Origin of the sequence: Roseobacter fucihabitans, assembly GCF_014337925.2 — a bacterium.
GTDB lineage: Bacteria > Pseudomonadota > Alphaproteobacteria > Rhodobacterales > Rhodobacteraceae > Roseobacter > Roseobacter fucihabitans.
Window position 1 is genome coordinate 3067731 of record NZ_CP143423.1, and the last position, 14476, is coordinate 3082206.

Sequence of the window (14476 nt, forward strand, 5' to 3'; positions counted from 1 at the left end):
ACCAGTCTGTGTGGCTCCTGGCTCCTCGCGCATGCGCGGCTGGCGGTGGTTGATCCACCCCCGCCTTGCCTTGCGCAGGGCAGGCCGATTACGTTCCCGTGCGATAAGTCCTTTTTCCATATGAGAACCCGGCGTGTACCAAGGCGCGGTGAATTGATGAGAGGTGAACGGATACGCCGTATGCGTCTTCCAGCGCGCCCGATAGTGCATGCAATGTTATGTCTGGTTCGGCACGGATAATCCCGATTAAGAAATCCTTATACGGTGCCAGCTGGCCAAATCCGGCCCACCGGCCTGCCCTGTGGTCTGGGCGTGACGTCGCGCCGCTCTCGTTTGTCCGCAGCATAACGCACCCCCGTTGCCGCACTGACACCAAAAATACGCCCTGCTGCACGACAAAAGATCCCAGCAGCAACATACCCGCAAATCCGGTGCCGAAGATCTAAAGAAAGAGGTTTGCCCATCATCCACCTCCACACTGAAAATGAAGCAGACAAAGACTCCTTTGGGAAACACAAATCAATTCAGATCAAACGCAAACCGCTTTAGCCAATTTTGGCTTAACGCCATATCCGTTTTGGCTAGCTTAATTTCAGAAAAGGGATTTAGCGTGATGACCGATACACTTAGCACATTTGAGTTCTTTCAGAAATTTCCTACTGAGGAAGCGGCGCGTCAATTCTTTGAAGCGCGTCATTGGAATGATGAACCCGTATGTGGTCACTGCGGCTCGGTTGCCGTGACTGAGTGTAAAGATCACAAGCCAATGGCCTATCGCTGCAAAGATTGCCGCAAGCATTTCAGCGTCCGCACTGGCACAGTCCTTGCAGAGAGTCGCCTTCCTTTGCTCAAATGGCTGCTTGCCATCTACATGCTCACCAGCGCCCGTAAGGGCATCTCCAGCACTCAGATGGCTCGCGAATTGGGTGTCACTCAGAAAACAGTATGGTTCCTTGCGCAGCGCATCCGCGAAACTTGGATGGGCGGCAATAGTAACAAGATGGACGGCCAAGTTCAGGTGGATGAAACCTATGTGGGCGGAAAAGAGAAGAACAAACACGCCGATAAGAAGCTGAAAGCGGGCCGTGGCGCGGTTGGCAAGATCGCTGTCGTTGGCATGCGGGACGAAAGCGGCGAAGTTGTCGCCAAGCCTGTTAAGCGCACCAATGCGGCCACACTGGTTGGTTTCGCGCAGGAAAACGCACCAGAGGGTGGCGAAGTCGTTACAGACGAGTCCGCGCCTACAAAGCCTTGAGGTCAAGGGCTACACCCACAAGACGGTTCGTCACTCTGCTGGCGAGTATGTCCGCGACATGGTGCACACCAACGGAATTGAAAGCTTCTGGTCATTGCTCAAGCGCGGGTACATCGGCGTTTACCACTACATGAGCGAAGATCACCTGCACCGCTACATCAACGAATTTTCGTTCCGCCATAACACCTCAAAAGCTAGCACCATGAACTTCATCACCATGACGATTGACCGGATGGTTGATAAACGTCTGACCTACAAGGACTTGATCAATGGCTAAAAAGCCCGAAACCACAATTAAGCCTATTGATGCCAGCTTTGATGAGGTGGTCGGCGCGATCACCCCAAAATCAAGCAAAAACAGAATGTTAACTACCGCCCCCGGGGCTTCCGCGATCACCCCCGCCCAAGGCAGGCTAAATCTGCAAATTGAAAAGCAGATCGAAGTAGATGGCGTCGGCATGGGTGTGCTGACGGATGGGACGCCGTTCCTAACTGGACGAGGGCTTGCCCGACTATGCGGCGTCAGCAACGCACGTATCGTTGAGTTGAGTGCCGATTGGGTAAACGAGCGCCGAGCGCTCACCAAGCGCGTTAAAGAACTGCTGGAGTCCAAAAGCATCAAGGTTGAGGCCCCACACATCAAGATAAATCAGCGCAGCGGTGCCTTCTATGCCTATCCGGATGTCGTCTGCATAGCAGTCTTGGAGTATTACGCCTTTGACGCTGGCGAAGGTGTTCGGGATACCGCAATCAAGAACTTCCGGCTTTTGGCAGGAAAGGCCCTTCATGATTTCATCTATTCCCAAGTCGGGTATGACCCCGAACAGCACGTCCCAGCTGTCTGGAAGCAATTCCACGACCGAGTGTCTCTGACGTACAATTCCGTTCCCACTGGATATTTCAGCGTCTTTAAGGAGATAGCAGACATGATTGTCACGCTTGGGCAGGCTGGCCTCTCGATTGACAGTTCATTTGTGCCGGACGGCAGTGTTGGTATTCACTGGGCAAAGCATTGGAAAGCCCAAGAGCTTGAGTCCAAGTTTGGAAAGCGCGTTCCGTGGGATCACAACTTCCCTGATTATTTCCCTCAAGCAAAATCAAACCCGCAGCCAGCGAATGCCTATCCAGAGGCGGCGTTGCCAGAGTTTCGAAGGTGGATGCGTGAGAATTATATCGGTGATGGAAAATTCACCACATACATCAACACGAAAATCAAGCAAAAGGAACTTCCGGCATCGTTTTCGCAGCTTGTCATAGCAGCGTATGATCTTGACTCATGACATGCAGAAAACGCGTCCTATTCGATACGCCGCCTCAGCGTCTGAAATGCGCGCTAAGATAGTCACCATGCCGTTTGGCTCTGCCACACGCTCTTCCATAAGGAAGTACCCACTGGTGTCCTCTGGCGGCTCTGGGCAGCGTGCCAGCTTAGAGGAAGTGATCGGCGCAATTGAAAGGCGCTTACTATCTTCAGTATTCGCGGTAAGATAGAGTTCCTCTATAACTACCCTGAAAGGTTCTTGGTATGAGTGATAAGCCAACGCACCGATGGGTCAAGACGCCAAAGGTGAGCAGTCGGTTCCTTAGTGACTATATGGTCGCATCTGAAATACAACAGCGCTCCATCGTTCGCAACTGCAAATAGCGCAAAATCGCCAGAGGCATTCAACATATCAGGGCGAAAACCTTCATCGCCAACTCTAATAAAAGATGGAACGCTTAGCGCCGATTCGTTTAGTACAGAAGGTTACCGATATCTTGAAATGGTGGCCAATGATGACTTTGAGCGTGACACCTTAAATGTCAATGGGGATTTCTTGATTTCCTATGGCGAAGACGAAATCGCCGCAGAGGAAAAGTTATGTCTGACACTGGATGGTGCGACGGGACACTTCATAGCCGCGCCTACCAACGCCACAAGACGGTTTCAAAATGTTCAGGCCGCTTGTGTCTCAATTGCCGAGCGATGGGAGAATATTGAACCGCCTGAAAGTGCAGTCTTGTCTAACGGCGGGTTAAGTATATACGCACCCTTTGACTAAGCGCTAGGTGCAGAGTTTTGCGCGATTATCTGCATCAAAACGGGTTTCCATCACCGTACCATCCGCGAAACTGAAAAAGACGCGCGCGCCCGCCATCTCACCGCCTGTAACGCGGATTTGGCCGAGATCCGAGCGAATCTGGCGATCATCCACGTCAATGGTGAACCCGGCGCGCTGCCCCTTGGACATGTTGTTCAGGCGCACTTCCAACTGATCCGCGCCATCCGCCACGTCGATCCGCTGCATCTCACCTTGCGGCTCAAACGGTTGGAACACCTCAACACCCTGCCCCCCCGCAGCCGTGTCAAACACCAGATTTCCCGCGGACCCCTTGAGATCAATACGCAGGCCGGTCACGAAAACACCCGTGGCGGTGTGAATAATGTCAAACCGATCCTTTGGGGCGCTTTCGATGAATTTCACCGTCAAGGCCTGCTTACATTCCGCATGTGCTGCTGGGGCGCAGAGTGCTGCGACGGCCAGAGCGAAGTATTGGAGCTTTAACATTTTGATCTCCCTGTTTGAGATATTTTGATGACACCGCCACAGCTATGTCAAACACCAAGGCTACATGGAGAAACTGCCAAAGGGAATGTATCTGACCATGGTCCCGGTTGTGATCTCGACCGCTGCATCGGGCAGTTCCACAAAGCCTTCGGCCCAGGACAATCCGCTGATACGGCCGGAACCTTCAGAGCCAAAAACCTCCGCCTGCCCATCCCGGATGCGCGCGCGCAGGTATTCCGTGCGGCCCGCCTTCTTGCGCTTGGAAAACCCCGCCGGTACGTCAAAACCCTGCGGCTCTTGCCAGTCCTGACCGGCCAGACGCGCCATGGCAGGGGCCGCAAAGATCATCGCGCAAGTCATGGCCGCGACCGGGTTTCCGGGCAGGCCGAAGACCGGCGTTCCCGCCCACATCCCCAAAGCGAGCGGGCGCCCCGGTTTCACCGCGATGCGCCAAAGCGTCATCGCCCCAGCCTCGCGCAACAAGGCGGAAACATGGTCCTCATCCCCCGCCGAGGCACCACCGCTGGTCAGGATCAGGTCGGCCCGTCCGGCAGCCAGGTCCAGCCGTTGCGCCAGCAAGGCGCGATCATCCGGCACGATCCCCATATCCAGCGGGACATGGCCACAGGCGCGGATCAGTTCCAGCAGCATCGGACGGTTGGCGTCAAATATCTGGCCCGGCTGGGCCGCGTCCCCCGCTTGCACCAATTCCGCACCGGTTGACAGCACCGCAACCTGCAAGGGGGCATGCACCGCGACCTCCCGCACCCCGATGGCTGCGAGCAAAGCCGCCTCAGCGGCCCCCACGCGGATGCCTTTTTCCAGCGCTTTTGCGCCTTCCTGAACGTCTTCGCCAGCGCGCCGTGTATTTGCTCCGGGCTTGATCGGCCCGCGAAATGCGATGTGCCCCTCAGAGAGCGTCACGTCCTCTTGCAGCACGACCGTGTCGACGCCGCCCGGCAAGGCAGCCCCGGTCAGAATGCGCACCGCATGACCCTGCGGTACAACGCCCGGCGCATCGCCCGCCGCCGCGCGCCCCTCTGCCAGCGGCATCCGGTGCACGCCCGCCGCCTTGCCCCCGGCAAACCCATATCCATCCACCGCCGTGTTGGGCAGGGGCGGGTTGGACCGCTGTGCCATGACCTCATGCGCCAGAATACGCCCCGTGGCCGCGCCAACCGGCACGGTGCTCACAGGCGTGACCGGTGAAAGCCGCGCACGCAACATATCAAGGGTTTCGCGCACCGGGGTCCAATGCACACCGGGCGGCAAGGCGAAGCAATCATTGGTCAATTTAGGCGGTTGCGCCGCAGCGTGCCGCAGGTCGGCTTCGTGCCCGAGACCGAAAATCCACCCCTCCTCGGGAGCATCAACCTCCAGGATGCGCGCCAGCACATCCGATCCGATGTTTGAGACCATTCTGGCCACTTCTTGCACCTGCCAGGCGTCCTTGATCTGGCCCAACGGTCCCGCCCCAAGCGTCAGGGAGGGCCAGATTTCGACGAATGCAATTTGACCGGTCAACGGCTCAAACGGCCAAACGGCCACATCAAAGCGTTTTCGCAACCGCGACAGAACGGGCAAGCCCATCAGAACCTGTGATCCCACAGCCCCCGTCCCACCCAGCTGCCAGCAGGAAAACGCACCCTTGGTGGCCTCTTCGGCGGCGCGTTTTTCGGGGAACGGGTTTTCGTAACCGTCCTTGCGACGGGGCAACCCTTCGATGTCGCGTTTCAATGCGTTGAACCAGAACGGGCCTTTTCCCCCGAACCGCTGGTTGATGCCAGCCGCCAGATCAAAGCGGTTACTGGCGTGCGGGGTGTCCTCAATCTGCTCTTCCAACCACGCCCAAACGGCGAACGGATCGTCGCGCCCGGTGAGGGCCTGGGCAAATCCGCGCGGGTATCCGAAGGGAAAATCAAACCCGGCCAACACACGGTTTCCCGCCCGTGTTTCGGCCTCAAACAACTCGACAAGCCAGTCCTCCGCTTGCGCCCGGTTGCGCAGATATACCGGCTCCTCGGCCCGTCCCTGCCGCGCAACGCAAGCCCAGATCGCATCCGCGCGCGGGGTCTTGCCGGTATCGTTGCCGCCGGACCAATCCACCATGACAATCGTGTCAAAGCCCTTCACAAACCGACCTCGGCCAGGATGAAATCAGCAATGGCCCCGGTATCATCGAGGTTGAAAACCGGCCTGTCCAATGTGAGGGGCGTATCACTGGCCACCGCCCGGATCGTTTCATCCTCAGGCGCAATCAGCGGGTTGTTTGTCTCGGCGCGATGGGCCTCGATCTTGGGGTGCAGGTCGCGTTTGTAGCCTTCGATCAGGACTAAATCGACCGGGCTCAGTTTGCTCAGCAACACCTCCAGGCTTGGCTCTTCGGCGTCGCGCAATTCATGCATCAAGGCGAAACGTTTGCGCGAGGATAATAGGACCTCGCGCGCGCCCGCCTGCCGGTGCCGATGGCTGTCCTTGCCCGGCTGATCCACGTCAAACACGTGATGCGCATGTTTGACCGTCGAGACCGAAAACCCGCGGCGCGTGATCTCGCTCACCAGCCGTTCCATCAGACCTGTTTTGCCCGCATTTTTCCAGCCGACGACGCCGTAAACCCTCATAAAAACGCCTCTGCGCGGGCCAGATCCTCGGGGGTATTCACATTGAAAAACGGATCAATCGTGCTTACCGGAAACAGGGCCTCGCGCCCGCCGTGCTTTTCCGTCCAGATCACAACCTTGCGCAAACCACCCTGCAATGCCGCGCGCAGGTCATCGCGCAACGCCACCGGCCAAAGACCAAAAGTCGGATGGCGCGCGCGGCCCCGTTCGGGGTCCGGCGTGGCCGATAACACCAGCGGATGCGTCATGCCGTCGCTGGCCAATAACAGCTGCGGCACCAGATCGCCGGGGAAAAACGGCGTGTCCGCGGCGGCCGTCACAATCTTATCGGCACCGCGCGCCGCCGCCCAATCGAGCCCGGCCAGCACACCGGCCAGCGGCCCCGCAAACCCCTCGATACTATCCGCCAGAACCGGCAGGCCGAAGGGGTCAAACCGCGCCGGATCGCCATTGGCATTCAACGCCAACCCCGCGACCTGTGGCGCAAGCCGGTCGATCACGCGGGACAACAACGTTTGGCGTCCCAACATCAAAAGGCCTTTGTCACCGCCGCCCATGCGCGTGGCCTGACCGCCTGCAAGGATCACCCCCAATGGCTGTTTCATGTGCCGCTCTTTCGGCCCGCGCGGCGCGGTTCCTGTGGCACGGCAGCTGGGTCAGCGTCGCGGATCAGGCGGTCCTCGCCGGACAGGCAGACAAAGCGTTGCCCCTTCATGCGCCCAATCAGCGTCAGACCAACTTGTTGGGCAATCTCAACACCCCATGCGGTAAATCCGGAGCGCGAGGCCAGCACCGGGATGCCCATTATCGCCGTCTTGATCACCATTTCCGAGGTCAGCCGCCCGGTGGTATAGAGGATCTTATCCTCGGCGCTCACGGCTTCAGACAACATCCACCCGGCGATCTTATCCACCGCGTTGTGCCGCCCGACATCTTCCATATAAACCAACGGCCTATCCTCATGACACAGGACCGTTCCGTGGATCGCCCCCGCCTCCAGATAAAGCGATGGCGTGCGGTTGATCTTGGCGCTCAGCGCATAGAGCCACGATGTCCGCACCGGCGTCGTGGGCAGGCTCACCCCCTCCAGCCCCGCCATCATATCGCCAAACACCGTCCCCACGGCGCAACCGCTGGTGCGGGTTTTCTTGCGCATCTTTTCCTCATAGTCGGTCTTGCGGGCCGTGCGCACGATGACGGTTTCAAGCTCCTCGTCATAGTCCACACCGGTAATGTCATCAGCAGCGCTCAGCATGCCCTGATTGCGCAGAAACCCCAGCGCCAGATAATCCGGATAATCGCCAATCGTCATCGCCGTGACGATTTCCTGCGCGTTCAGGAATATCGTCAGCGGCCTTTCCTCCACGACACTGGCTGTAATTCGATTACCCTCGTGATCGATCCCGTCCACCGCCCGCGTGAGGCGTGCAGCGCCGGGATCGGGTGCGATCAAATAGTCACCGATGTCATCCAGTCTGGCCAATTGCATCCCCCCTGCGGCTCGGCTACGTCTGTGGGGTAACTTAGAAGCATCCTATGTCCTCCACCACACCGAAAATACAAACAAAAGCGCGGGCCTTCTGGAAAGGTGCCGCCGAAGGTGCCCCGTTCCTGCTGGTGGTCGCCCCCTTTGCCATGCTGTTTGGTGTTCTGGCGACCGAAGCGGGGCTCAACGTGTTGGAAACGATGCTGTTTTCCGTTGCGGTTTTTGCCGGGGCTGCGCAGTTCACCGCCCTGCAATTGATGCAGGAAAATGCGCCCACGCTGATCATTCTGGCCTCTGCGCTGGCGGTCAACCTGCGCGTGGCGATGTATTCGGCGGCCCTTACGCCATGGATCGGGGCCGCGCCCCTGTGGCAGCGCGCCATTGCCGCCTATTTCACGGTCGATCAATCCTATGCCTGTTCGGTCATGCAATTCGAAAAAGATCCGCAGATGAGCGTGCCGCAACGCATGGCTTATTTCTCCGGGGTGCTCTTTCCGATTGTACCGATGTGGTATGCCAGCACCTTGTTCGGGGCGCTGCTCGGCGCACAGGTGCCCGAGGCCTGGGCGCTTGATTTCGCGCTGCCAATTACCTTTCTGGCGATGGTGGCCCCAATGTTGCGCACCCCTGCGCATGTCATTGCCGCCGTCGTTGCGATCACCACCAGCCTGCTGACCGCCTGGGTCCCCTACTCACTGGGGCTGATCATCGCGGGGACACTTGGCATGATGGCGGGGGCGCAGGCCGAACTGATGCTCGAAGGCAAGAAAGCGCGCCATGATTGATCCCGTTAAACTCTGGACGGTCATCATCGGCCTTGGCATCGGCAGCTACGCCCTGCGCTTCACCTTCCTCGGGATCGTCGGCGACCGACCGATGCCCGCGTGGTTGTTGCGTCACCTGCGTTATACCGCCGTGGCGATGCTGCCGGCGCTGGTTGCCCCGCAGGTTGTCTGGCCCGCGGCCACCGATGGGACCGCGGATCTGCCCCGCATCTGCGCAGCCGTGGTCACGCTCGTGGTGGGGTTGATGACGAAAAACGTGCTGGCGGCTGTTTTCTCAGGGGGCGCGACGCTCTTTGGATTGCTTTATCTGGCGGCCTGACCCGCGCATCTCAGCTTTGCGCCGCAATGATCCCGTCGCGCACGTCGCCTGCGTCATTCTCGTAATATTCATTCATGACGACGCCGGGGCGTGTTGCCAGTTGCCGCATCAGATTGGCAGGATAAAAGGTCGTTTTGACGTCTTCAAACCCTGGCACCTGCCGCAGGATCGAAGACGTCGACTGCGTACAAAAAGCATTTCCCACCGCGCCATTTGACAGCACAAGTTGCAATGCGCGCTCGGCCTGTTCGGGGCTGACGACAAATTCCTGGCTGACCACGTGATAGGTACTGCGCGCATGCGCGCCTTTATAGGCCTGCACCCACCCCGGCGTCATGCCGAACAATACATCGCCACGTTCCGCCACATCGGCGTGAAAAAACGAGCCCGCAGGGTCAAAGATGACCCGCTGGGACCCCGATACCATCAAGGCCGTATGCCCACCACTGCCGGTGTTATTATTGATCACCGTGAATAGGGTCAGCTTTGGCGCACCATCCGCCACATAGGTTTTGGCGGCGATTTCTTCGGGTGTGGCTTGTGGCATGGAGGAGACCGCGCAGCCCATCAGCAGCGCCAAAACGCCAAAAACCACGCCAGCGCGCAGCGCACGGACCGCCATCGAAACAGGGATCACGTGATGAAAATCGCCATCCACACGAACAGGACGATGATCGCGATCACGATACGCGTGGTCCAGCTCATGAAGCCGTCGAAAGTTTTCTCTTGGGTGGTGGTATCCATTTCGCCGTGTTTGTGATCTGCCATTGCCGCAGCCCTTTTTGATGTTGCTGGCACAAGCCCTAATGGATTCGTTCGGCCCTGTCACCCGTCGCCTTACGCCGTGGGACAATTGATCGCGTCCTGCCGCTGCGCGCATCCGGTGGCCCTGCTGGCAGGCACTAACACTCGGGTTTGCCACTGCGCCGCCCTCACGCTTTGCGCTGGTACACCCAGGCCCCATCCGCGCGCCGCTCCCGTGTGGCAAGACCGTCCTGATAGAGATGGCTCACATGCGCGACCGCTTCCACCAGCGCCAACCCGTATTCCGCCGAACCAATCTTGCGTTTGAACAACGGCGTGAAGCACTCGGCCGCGGATTTCGGCGTATCGAGATAATCGAGCAATCGCGTCAGCGCCCCGTGATGGTTGTCGATCAATTGCCGCATTCGCATCGGCAGGCCGGTAAAGGGCAATTTGTGCCCACCCAGCACCAGATGATCCGGCCGCGCCAGTGGCGCAAGCCGCTCGCAGGCCTCCAGCCAGTCGGCAATCGGATCGGCCATGGGTTCGGTCGCATAGACCCCGATGTTGGGGCTGATAGAGGAGAGTATCTGATCCCCCGCCAGCACCAGATTGTCCTCCCGACTCCAGAAGGTCGCGTGTTCGGGGGCATGACCATTGCCGATATGCACGTCCCAGATGCGCCCGCCCATGGTGATACTGTTGCCCTGCGCGATCCGGGTATACCCAAGCGGCAAGGGCGTGACCACGTCACAGAAGTTGAACGGGCGTTCCTGCGCGCGCTGCGCATAGACCTGCGCGTCCATCCCGGCAGAACGGTAGAATGCAAGGGATTCGCGTGACGGCAGTTTTTGTTCATCCAGCGTCAGCATCCGCGCCGTCAGCCAGGCGGTACGTGTCGTCACAAGTTCCGCGCCATATTCCGATTGCAACCACCCGGCCAGCCCGATGTGGTCGGGGTGGTGATGCGTGACAACAACGCGCCTGACCGGTTTACCGCCCAGCGGACCGGTCATAAGCGCGCGCCAGATGGCCTTGCTGCGTTTGGAGGCAAAGCCGGTATCCACCACGCTCCAGGCGTCGCCATCATCCAGCGCATAGATATTCACGTGATCGAGCTTCATCGGTAATGGCAGGCGCATCCAGAGCACACCGGGCGCGACTTCGATCGCTTCGCCCTCGGACGGGGGGTGCTCCCAGGGCGTGCGCAAACCTTCTGGTTGATCTTTCATCAGGCGACCAACTCTTGGGCACTCAGCGCAAACAGATCCTCTGCCCCCGCTTGTGCATGGATCAAAAGACCGACGTGCTCGGGCAACAACCGTTTGATATAGAACCGCGCCAGTGCCTCATGTGTCCCGCCCCTGTCCGCGAGGGCCGCCTTAAGGTGCAGATATCCCCCCATGACCCGCGCGAACGCCCGCAGATAGGGCACCGCCCCGGCAAATCGCGCGTCCATATCCGGCTCGCCCGCGATCCATTCCGTCACCTCGCGCAGGGTTTCAGAGGCCTGCCAGACCGGCTCGGCAAGGTCGGGCAGGGTTGCGCGCGCTGCCTCCGCGCAGGCCTCGATTTCATCGAGCAAATGCGCCGCCGCCTCCCCGCCGTCCATCATCTTGCGCGCCACAAGGTCCATCGCCTGAATGCCGTTCGTGCCCTCATAAATCGCGGTGACGCGCACGTCACGGCTGAATTGTGCAGCACCCGTTTCCTCGATCACGCCCATGCCGCCATGGACCTGAACACCCATTTCGGCCACGGCGATCCCCGTATCCGTGCCAAAGGCCTTGGCGATGGGCGTCAGGAACGCCGCCCGCGCCTGCCAGTCGGCATCACCGGTCGCATGTGCCATATCAATGGCCATCGCACAGCTCAGCGCGATGGCTCGGGCGGCGAAAACATCTGCTTTCATGCTCATCAGCATCCGCCGCACATCCGCGTGATCCACAATGGTGCCCGCCCCCCCGGCGCGCGCCGTATGCCCCTGTTTGCGATCAACGGCGTAGTCCAGCGCGTGCTGGCAGGCCGCTTCGGCCACGCCAATGCCCTGCCCGCCGACACCGAGACGCGCGTTATTCATCATCGTGAACATGGCCGCCATGCCGTCTTGTTCCTGGCCGATCAACAGGCCGGTGGCGCCTTCAAACTGCATTACCGCAGTCGGTGAGCCATGCAGGCCCAATTTATGCTCGAGGCTGACAACCTTCAGATCATTGGCCCGACCCAGCGTTCCATCGGCGTTGGGGATATATTTCGGCACCAGAAACAGGCTGATCCCCTTGGTGCCCGCAGGCGCATCCGGCAGACGCGCCAGAACAAGATGGCAGACGTTTTCGGCGATGTCATGGTCCCCCCAGCTGATGTATATCTTTTGTCCCGTCACCGCGAAAGTACCATCGCCCCTGTCCACGGCCTTGGTCGAGAGCGCCCCCACGTCCGAGCCGGCCTGCGGTTCGGTCAGGTTCATCGTTCCGGTCCACGCCCCGGCGGTCAGTTTGGGGAGATAGAGCGCTTTGATCGCCTCACTTGCGTGGTGATGCAGCGCCTCGATCTGCCCCTGGCTCATCAACGGCGCGATTTGCAGCGACAAACATGCCCCGCTCATCATTTCGTTCACGGCGGATGTCAGCGTCATCGGCAAGCCCATCCCGCCATGTTCCGGATCCGCCGACATACCAATCCAACCGCCCTCCGCAATAGCCTTCCAGCCCTGCGCAAAGCCCGGCGAGCTGCGCACCACACCGTTTTCCAGCCGCGCCGGGTTCATATCGCCAGCGCGCTGCAATGGTGCCAGAACCTCATCAGACAGCTTACCCGCTTCGCTGAGGATCGCCTGGGTGACATCCTCTGTGGCCTCGCGAAACCGCTCGGTTGCACGCAGTTTTGCGTAATCCACCACATGTTTGAACAAAAAGGCAAACTCATCCACGGGGGCATGATAGGGCATCGTGTTGTCTCCGATTGACTGTGCGGCGGCCTTGGCAAGCAAGACATGACCCGGTAAAGGTCCACACATTGCAACATGTGCCGCATGGCTGCCTTCGGCAATAAAAACGCGGCGTCACGGAGCCTTATGGACATGACCTCGCCCCTGATCCTGCCTGCGGATGCCCCAGGCATCGCGCGGGCGGCTGGCTTGCTCGCAGATGGGGACCTCGTGGCCTTCGCGACCGAAACGGTCTATGGGTTGGGGGCTGATGCACGCAACGGGCGCGCGGTTGCGGCGATCTTTGACGCCAAGGGGCGGCCGCGGTTCAACCCGCTCATCGTGCATGTTCCCGACATTGATGCGGCACGCACCTACGTTGAATGGAGTGATGCGGCGGATATACTCGCGCGCACCTTCTGGCCCGGTCCGCTGACACTTGTTTTGCCACTGCTGCCCGATCACGGGCTGTCGCCTCTGGTGACGGCGGGGCTGTCGACCCTGGCCCTGCGCGTGCCTGCCAAACCCTCTGCGAGAGCGCTGCTAAAGGCGTTCGGCGGGCCTGTCGCGGCACCCTCGGCAAACCCCTCCGGACGCATAAGCCCCACAACCGCCACACATGTGCGGCAAGGTCTGGGCGATCGCATCGCTGCAATCCTGGATGATGGTGCCTGCCCGGTGGGTCTGGAAAGCACAATCATCGCCTTTTCGCCGGCACCGGTCCTGATGCGCGCGGGCGGCCTGCCCGCAGAAGCCATACAAACGGCCCTTGGAACTGCGTTGCCGCGTGCGCCGCACCCCAAAAGCGAAGAAACCGTCACGGCCCCCGGCCAGCTGAACTCGCATTACGCGCCCCGCGCTCCGCTCCGAACGCAGGTGACGGAGCCAAATGCCAATGAACTCCTGCTGGGTTTTGGCCCAATGCCCTGCGATCTCAATTTATCCGAAACCGGCGATCTTCAGGAAGCGGCCGCGAACCTGTTTGCACATCTTCACCAACTGGACAAACTGCACCGCCCCATCGCGGTGGCACCCATTCCTGATACTGGCCTTGGCTGTGCCATCAACGACCGGCTGTCACGTGCTGCCGCGCCGCGTGCGCCGTAAGGTGGGCTTCAGGCCACCTTTGCTCCCTGTACTCCCGGTCAGGCATGGCCCGCCGTGGAGGACAGCCCCAAAGGATCCACCCCGAGGCTCCTGAGCGCGGCGCTCCATTTGTCCGCCGCAGGTGTTTCAAAAATCAACGCGGACGTGGCATCCGCCGTCAGCCACCCGTTGCGCGCAATCTCGCTTTCCAACTGCCCCGGCCCCCATCCCGCATATCCCAACATCATCAACGCACGCGACGGCCCGCTGTCCTGCGCAATCTCTTCGAGGATATCCAAAGTCGCCGTCATCCCAAACCCGCCAGGAACGGACAGGGTATGCAGGCTCGACTGATAATCACCCGAATGCAGCACAAAGCCCCGCCCGGTCTCTACGGGACCGCCAAAATGCACCGGCATCGCAGCGGCCTTGCGGGAGGGTTCGATCTCCAATTGGTCCAGAACATCGCTCATGCGCACATCACCGCTTTGCTTGTTGAGGATCAACCCCATCGCCCCTTTGTCTGAGTAGGCGCAGAGCAAAATCACCGACCTCTCAAAACGCACATCTCCCATGCTCGGCATCGCCACCAACAGCGACCCGGTCAAATCAAGCGTATCATCGCGCGTATCGGAAAGTCCCATGGCGTCAGAATGGCCTGACCCTCCTGCCAGTGCAAGAGGCATCCAGAAATCCGTGGCGAAA

15 protein-coding genes and 1 pseudogene are annotated in these 14476 nt (G+C 59.8%); 6 read left to right on the top strand and 10 right to left on the bottom strand.

Going from position 1 to position 14476, the window contains the following annotated elements; all coding sequences use genetic code 11:
• The first annotated feature begins 613 nt into the window (after positions 1 to 613).
• From ROLI_RS15095 to ROLI_RS15105, 3 genes and pseudogenes are all read left to right on the top strand, one after another.
• Positions 614 to 1532 (top strand): annotated as a pseudogene (locus tag ROLI_RS15095) (IS1595 family transposase).
• On the top strand, positions 1525 to 2535 hold the full coding sequence (locus ROLI_RS15100) for a hypothetical protein (RefSeq protein ID WP_187431309.1): 1011 nt from the start codon (positions 1525 to 1527) through the stop codon (positions 2533 to 2535). Before ROLI_RS15095 ends, ROLI_RS15100 begins: the two are co-directional and overlap by 8 nt.
• A gap of 306 nt (positions 2536 to 2841) precedes the next feature.
• Positions 2842 to 3297: a hypothetical protein gene (locus ROLI_RS15105; RefSeq protein ID WP_187431310.1), complete on the top strand. Its 456-nt coding sequence runs from the start codon at positions 2842 to 2844 to the stop codon at positions 3295 to 3297.
• Positions 3298 to 3300: 3 nt separating this feature from the next.
• On the opposite strand, the gene ROLI_RS15110 is transcribed toward ROLI_RS15105, so the two are convergent.
• The 5 genes from ROLI_RS15110 to ROLI_RS15130 are packed head-to-tail and all read right to left on the bottom strand — an operon-like array spanning position 3301 to position 7914.
• The gene (locus ROLI_RS15110) at positions 3301 to 3804 is read right to left on the bottom strand and encodes an aggregation factor core (protein WP_187431311.1); all 504 of its coding nucleotides are present in this window, start codon (positions 3802 to 3804) and stop codon (positions 3301 to 3303) included.
• Positions 3805 to 3864: 60 nt separating this feature from the next.
• Positions 3865 to 5913 (bottom strand): gephyrin-like molybdotransferase Glp, encoded by a 2049-nt coding sequence (gene glp, locus ROLI_RS15115; protein WP_187431346.1) that lies wholly within the window; start codon positions 5911 to 5913, stop codon positions 3865 to 3867.
• Between the two features lie 20 nt (positions 5914 to 5933).
• Positions 5934 to 6425 (bottom strand): molybdopterin-guanine dinucleotide biosynthesis protein B, encoded by a 492-nt coding sequence (gene mobB, locus ROLI_RS15120; RefSeq protein ID WP_187431312.1) that lies wholly within the window; start codon positions 6423 to 6425, stop codon positions 5934 to 5936.
• Positions 6422 to 7030, bottom strand: coding sequence for a molybdenum cofactor guanylyltransferase MobA (gene mobA, locus ROLI_RS15125; RefSeq protein ID WP_187431313.1), 609 nt, complete (start codon positions 7028 to 7030; stop codon positions 6422 to 6424). The genes mobB and mobA overlap by 4 nt, the downstream gene beginning before the upstream one ends.
• Positions 7027 to 7914, bottom strand: coding sequence for a formate dehydrogenase accessory sulfurtransferase FdhD (locus tag ROLI_RS15130; protein ID WP_187431314.1), 888 nt, complete (start codon positions 7912 to 7914; stop codon positions 7027 to 7029). Before ROLI_RS15130 ends, mobA begins: the two co-directional genes overlap by 4 nt.
• A gap of 47 nt (positions 7915 to 7961) precedes the next feature.
• Between ROLI_RS15130 and ROLI_RS15135 the strand changes: the two genes are divergently transcribed.
• Both ROLI_RS15135 and ROLI_RS15140 read left to right on the top strand, forming a co-directional pair.
• The gene (locus tag ROLI_RS15135; protein WP_187431315.1) at positions 7962 to 8696 is read left to right on the top strand and encodes an AzlC family ABC transporter permease; all 735 of its coding nucleotides are present in this window, start codon (positions 7962 to 7964) and stop codon (positions 8694 to 8696) included.
• Positions 8689 to 9015 (top strand): AzlD domain-containing protein, encoded by a 327-nt coding sequence (locus ROLI_RS15140; protein ID WP_187431316.1) that lies wholly within the window; start codon positions 8689 to 8691, stop codon positions 9013 to 9015. The genes ROLI_RS15135 and ROLI_RS15140 overlap by 8 nt, the downstream gene beginning before the upstream one ends.
• Before the next feature lie 10 nt (positions 9016 to 9025).
• Here ROLI_RS15140 and ROLI_RS15145 read toward each other — a convergent pair whose 3' ends face one another.
• The 4 genes from ROLI_RS15145 to ROLI_RS15160 form a co-directional block, all read right to left on the bottom strand.
• Complete coding sequence (locus ROLI_RS15145) at positions 9026 to 9637, bottom strand: hypothetical protein (RefSeq protein WP_405049028.1); 612 nt, start codon at positions 9635 to 9637, stop codon at positions 9026 to 9028.
• 11 nt (positions 9638 to 9648) lie between these two features.
• Positions 9649 to 9783 (bottom strand): aa3-type cytochrome c oxidase subunit IV, encoded by a 135-nt coding sequence (locus ROLI_RS15150; RefSeq protein WP_187431317.1) that lies wholly within the window; start codon positions 9781 to 9783, stop codon positions 9649 to 9651.
• Between the two features lie 164 nt (positions 9784 to 9947).
• Positions 9948 to 10991 (bottom strand): MBL fold metallo-hydrolase, encoded by a 1044-nt coding sequence (locus ROLI_RS15155; protein ID WP_187431318.1) that lies wholly within the window; start codon positions 10989 to 10991, stop codon positions 9948 to 9950.
• A complete protein-coding gene (locus ROLI_RS15160) occupies positions 10991 to 12706 on the bottom strand; it encodes an acyl-CoA dehydrogenase (protein WP_187431319.1) in 1716 nt (571 codons plus the stop codon). The genes ROLI_RS15155 and ROLI_RS15160 overlap by 1 nt, the downstream gene beginning before the upstream one ends.
• A gap of 126 nt (positions 12707 to 12832) precedes the next feature.
• On the opposite strand from ROLI_RS15160, the gene ROLI_RS15165 reads away from it, so the two are divergent.
• On the top strand, positions 12833 to 13792 hold the full coding sequence (locus tag ROLI_RS15165) for an L-threonylcarbamoyladenylate synthase (protein ID WP_405048970.1): 960 nt from the start codon (positions 12833 to 12835) through the stop codon (positions 13790 to 13792).
• A 38-nt stretch (positions 13793 to 13830) separates the two neighbouring features.
• Here ROLI_RS15165 and ROLI_RS15170 read toward each other — a convergent pair whose 3' ends face one another.
• On the bottom strand, positions 13831 to 14415 hold the full coding sequence (locus ROLI_RS15170) for a YqgE/AlgH family protein (RefSeq protein WP_187431321.1): 585 nt from the start codon (positions 14413 to 14415) through the stop codon (positions 13831 to 13833).
• Positions 14416 to 14476: the final 61 nt, after the last annotated feature.